The following is a 4,029-nucleotide window of genomic DNA, read 5'->3' on the forward strand; positions in this document are numbered from 1 at the left end:
GGATCACCAGCCGGTCGAACCGCTGAGACACGCTGTCGGGCACCAGCGCGGACCCGTCGGCCTTCGTGAACACCAGTCCCGTGTCGACCCACGCGGCCCCCGGCTGCCCGACCCCGGGAGCCCGCGCCCGCGCCCGTACCGGCTACGGCGCCGGCCGCTGCTACCGCCGAGGCGCCACCCGCAGCCGGACCGCCACCTGCCGTCGCCGCTCCGGACGAGCCGCGCCGTCGACGACGGGGAGCCTGGGTCGCCGCCGCCATCGGGTCGGTGGTCGTCGCCGGGCTGCTGGCGCTGTGGCTGGCCTTCTCCCCCGACGAGCCCGACCGGACGTCGGCCGACCCGTCACCGACCAGCTCGGAGCCGGCCCCCTCCAGCAGCGAGGAGCCCGAGCCCACGCCGACGCCGACACCGGAGCCCACGCCGGAGGAGACCGAGCCGCCCGCGGAGGAGACCGCCGAGCCGCCGGCGGACCCGCTGAGCGCGGAGAACGTGCGCCGCTTCCTGGACGACTACCACCGGCAGGTCATCGCGGACCCCGCAGCCGCCTGGGAGCGCACCGGCCCGACGCTGCGCGCGAACATCAGCCGGGACAACTACATCCGCTACTGGAGCCAGTTCTCCGACGTCATCCTGAGCGACGTCCAGGCGTCGGACGGGCAGACCCGGGTGACCGGCCGGCTGGAGTGGGTCTACCCGAACGGCGAGCGGGAGTCCGCCGTCCGCGCCTTCACCCTGCTCGAGCGGGACGGCCAGCTGATCCTGGACAGCGAGCTCGACCCCTGACGCGGAACGGCGGCGCCCCCCGCAGGGGACGCCGCCGTGACCAGCTGGCGGTGGCGGTGGGATTTGAACCCACGGAGGCTTGCACCTCACACGCTTTCGAGGCGTGCTCCTTCGGCCGCTCGGACACGCCACCGCCGGAGAGACTACAGCCCCCGCTGACGGCGGAAGAAGGCACGTAGCAGCGCGCCGCACTCCTCCGCCCGGATCCCGCCGGTGACCTGCGGACGGTGGTTGAGCCGCCGGTCGCGGACCACGTCCCACAGCGACCCGGCCGCACCCGCCTTCGGGTCGTCGGCGCCGTAGACGACGTGGTCGACGCGCGACAGCACGCCGGCGCCGGCGCACATCGTGCACGGCTCGAGCGTGACCACCAGCGTGCAGCCGGACAGCCGCCAGCCGTCGCCGTGCACCCGCGCCGCGGCCCGCAGCGCGAGCACCTCGGCGTGCGCCGTCGGGTCGCCCCGCTTCTCCCGCTCGTTGGCCGCCTCGGCGATCACCGTGCCGTCCGGCCCGAGGACGACGGCGCCGATGGGGGTGTCGCCCCACGCTTGCGCGGCGGCCGCCAGCTCGAGCGCCCGGCCCATCGCCGCGTCGAGGTCCGGGGTCACGGGGACGTCCCGCGCACAGTCGCTCCGTCCAGCGGGAAGCCGACCAGCGCCGACAGCTCGGCGAGCGCGACGGACGGGTCCACCACCTTGATCGTCGAGAACCCCAGCGCCCGTGCCGGCTTCAGGTTGATGCCGAGGTCGTCGAGGTAGGCGCAGCCGGCCGCCTCGATCCGCCGGCCGACCGCCGCCGACAGCCGGTCGAGCGCGCGCCGGTAGATCTCGGGCTCCGGCTTGCGCACGCCCTCGACCGAGGACTCCACGACGGCGTCGAACAACCCGAGCAGCTCCCCGAGCCGGCCGGTCCGCTCCATCGGCGCCACGTTGTTGGACAGGACCGCCAGCGGCAGGCCCGCCTCGCGCAGCCGGCGCACCGCCGCGACCATCGCCGGGCGCACCTCGCCCTGCAGCGCGGCGAGCACCCGGGCGGCCGAGATCCGGTGGCCCAGCGCCGCGGCCTCGGCCTCGAACGCCGCCGAGAACCCGGCGACGTCCAGCTCGTTGCGCTCGTAGCGCGCCCAGGCGTTGCTGTCCGGGTCGGTCGAGTTCAGCTGCCGGATCAGCCCCTCGGGCAGCCCGGCCTCCCGCTCGTAGGCGGCGAAGGCGGTCATCGGGCTCTCGGTGATCACCCCGCCGAGGTCGAAGACGACGGCGGACACGGTGCCGCTCACGGGCCCACCGCCGCGGCCAGCTCGTCGGCGAAGCCCAGCCGCGTCGCGATCCGGGCCACCATCTCGTCGGCCCACAGGTCGTCGGCGGTCACGATCGGGCGCAGCTCGTCGGCGGGCAGCCCGTCGTCGGCGAACAGGTCCATGTCCCCGCCCGGCCAGCCGGTCTCGTCGTCGTCGAAGGCGCCCTCGGTGTCCACGCCGATGCCGTAGCGCTCGACCACCTCGGCGGCGAGCACCCACTCCAGCATCGCGGCGTCGGAGATCAGGGCCCGCACCATGCCGCCCGGGCCGTGCCGCAGGGCGACGAAGTACAGCCGCGAGTCGACGACGATCACGACCGGCGGCGGCCACCCGCCGGCGCCCGGCTCGCCCAGGGCCCGCTCCAGCACCGGCAGCTCGTCGCCGGCGTCGTCGGCCAGCAGGTCCACCCGCCAGCGCACGCCGTCCCGGGCCACCCGGACGGCGTAGCTGGCGGGGCCCTCGCGGTCGCTCATCGCTTGCGGAGCAGGGTCAGGCCGTCGGCCAGCGGCAGCAGCACGGTCTCCCAGCGCGGGTCGGCGGCCAGCGCTGCGTTCAGCCCGGCGAGGGCGCGGTCGGACTCGTCCTCGGGATCGAGCACCCGCCCCGAGCGCAGCGTGTTGTCCAGCAGGACCACGCCGTTGCCGGTCAGCCGCGGGTGCAGCTCCTCGACGTAGGCCGGGTAGCCGGTCTTGTCCGCGTCGACGAACGCCAGGTCGAAGGTTTCCTCGGCCGGGAGGCCCCGGAGCGTGGCCAGCGCGTCGCCGAGGCGCAGCTCGATCCGGTCCGCCACGCCCGCGCGCTCCCAGTAGCGGCGGGCGACGGCGGTCCACTCCTCGCTGCGGTCCAGGCAGAGCAGCGAGCCGTCCTCCGGCAGCCCCTCGGCGATGCAGAGCGCGGAGAACCCGGTGAACGTGCCGATCTCGATCGCCCGCCGCGCACCCAGCGCGCGGGTGAGCAGCCGCATCAGCACGCCCTGCTCGGGGGCGATCTGCATGGTGGACGAGGCCTCGCCGCGCTCGGCCATCTCCGCCGTCTCGCGGATCAGCTCGGCCATCACCGGATCGACCGGGTCCGAGGAGGCCCGCACGTAGCCGGCGAGCTCCGGGGAGAGGAGGAAGGACCGGGGCGTCATAGCCTGTAGATCATGGCCGATGCCCCCGCGTTCCCGGTCCCGACCATGCCTGCCCCGCCGGTCGGCGTCGTCGGGCTCGGTCAGCTGGGCGGCTCGCTGGCCGCCGCGCTGGTCGCCGCCGGACGCGAGGTCAGCGGCTGGGACGTCGATCCCGCGGCGCGCGAGGCCGCCGCCGCGCGGGGGGTGCGGATCACCCGGGAGTTCACCGGCGTCGTCGTCCTCGCCGTGCCGCTGCCGGCCATGACGACGGCGCTGGAGGGCCTGGCCATCGACCCCGCCGCCACCGTCACCGACCTCGGCTCGGTCAAGGTGCCGGTGGTCGAGACGCTGGGTGCGGCGTTCGGCGGCCGCTTCGTGGGCGGGCACCCGATGTGCGGCACCGAGCGGTCCGGCCACGAGGCCACCGATCCCGGGCTGTTCGCCGGCGCACGGTGGGCGCTGTGCCTGGAGCCCGGCACCGAGCTGCCGCGCTGGCTGCGGGTGGCCGAGATCGCGCTGGCCGCCGGCGCCGAGGTCGTGCCGGTGACCGCCGCGGAGCACGACGACGCCGTCGCCGCCATCAGCCACGTGCCGCACCTGCTGGCCGCCGCGCTGGCCGCCGCAGCCGCCGACGCCGGGCCGCTCGCGCTCGCCCTGGCCGCCGGCAGCTTCCGTGACGGCACCCGGGTCATCGGCAGCGACCCGGCGTTCGTCACGGCGATGGTCGAGGGGAACGCCGCGCCCACCGCCGCCGCCCTGGCCCGCGTGCGCGCCCAGCTCGACCGCCCCTGGCCCGACCTCGTCGCCGCGGGCAACGCGGTGGCGCGACGGGCCGTGG

General features: G+C 76.0%; 6 protein-coding genes and 1 tRNA gene. 2 read left to right on the plus strand and 5 right to left on the minus strand.

The genetic code is table 11. The features are described from left to right. Positions 1–267 precede the first annotated feature (267 nt). Entirely contained in the window at positions 268–783 is a 516-nt protein-coding gene (locus C5507_RS21840) for a hypothetical protein (protein ID WP_104530580.1), read from the plus strand. Positions 784–828: 45 nt separating this feature from the next. Here the strand turns inward: C5507_RS21840 and C5507_RS21845 are convergent. From C5507_RS21845 to C5507_RS21865, 5 genes are all read right to left on the minus strand, one after another. Beyond that, positions 829–916 (minus strand) — tRNA-Ser (locus C5507_RS21845). Between the two features lie 10 nt (positions 917–926). After that, a complete protein-coding gene (locus C5507_RS21850) occupies positions 927–1,391 on the minus strand; it encodes a nucleoside deaminase (protein ID WP_211295543.1) in 465 nt (154 codons plus the stop codon). Continuing rightward, positions 1,388–2,059 (minus strand): HAD family hydrolase, encoded by a 672-nt coding sequence (locus tag C5507_RS21855; protein ID WP_104530581.1) that lies wholly within the window; start codon positions 2,057–2,059, stop codon positions 1,388–1,390. Before C5507_RS21855 ends, C5507_RS21850 begins: the two co-directional genes overlap by 4 nt. Continuing rightward, positions 2,056–2,553, minus strand: a complete 498-nt coding sequence (locus C5507_RS21860) for a tRNA adenosine deaminase-associated protein (protein WP_104530582.1) — start codon at positions 2,551–2,553, stop codon at positions 2,056–2,058. The genes C5507_RS21855 and C5507_RS21860 overlap by 4 nt, the downstream gene beginning before the upstream one ends. Beyond that, positions 2,550–3,212: an O-methyltransferase gene (locus C5507_RS21865; RefSeq protein WP_104530583.1), complete on the minus strand. Its 663-nt coding sequence runs from the start codon at positions 3,210–3,212 to the stop codon at positions 2,550–2,552. Before C5507_RS21865 ends, C5507_RS21860 begins: the two co-directional genes overlap by 4 nt. 12 nt (positions 3,213–3,224) lie before the next feature. Here C5507_RS21865 and C5507_RS21870 point away from each other — a divergent pair. After that, positions 3,225–4,029, plus strand: an 805-nt coding sequence (locus C5507_RS21870) for a prephenate dehydrogenase (RefSeq protein ID WP_104530584.1), incomplete at its 3' end; no start/stop codon positions are given.

Origin of the sequence: Blastococcus saxobsidens (assembly GCF_002938435.1) — a bacterium.
GTDB classification, from domain to species: Bacteria; Actinomycetota; Actinomycetes; order Mycobacteriales; family Geodermatophilaceae; genus Blastococcus; species Blastococcus saxobsidens.

What these genes read in the sequence shown, in the direction of transcription:
- C5507_RS21860 (WP_104530582.1), bottom strand. Translation starts at nt 2,553, where the DNA reads ATGAGCGACCGCGAGGGCCCCGCCAGCTACGCCGTCCGGGTGGCCCGG.
- C5507_RS21865 (WP_104530583.1), bottom strand. Translation starts at nt 3,212, where the DNA reads ATGACGCCCCGGTCCTTCCTCCTCTCCCCGGAGCTCGCCGGCTACGTG.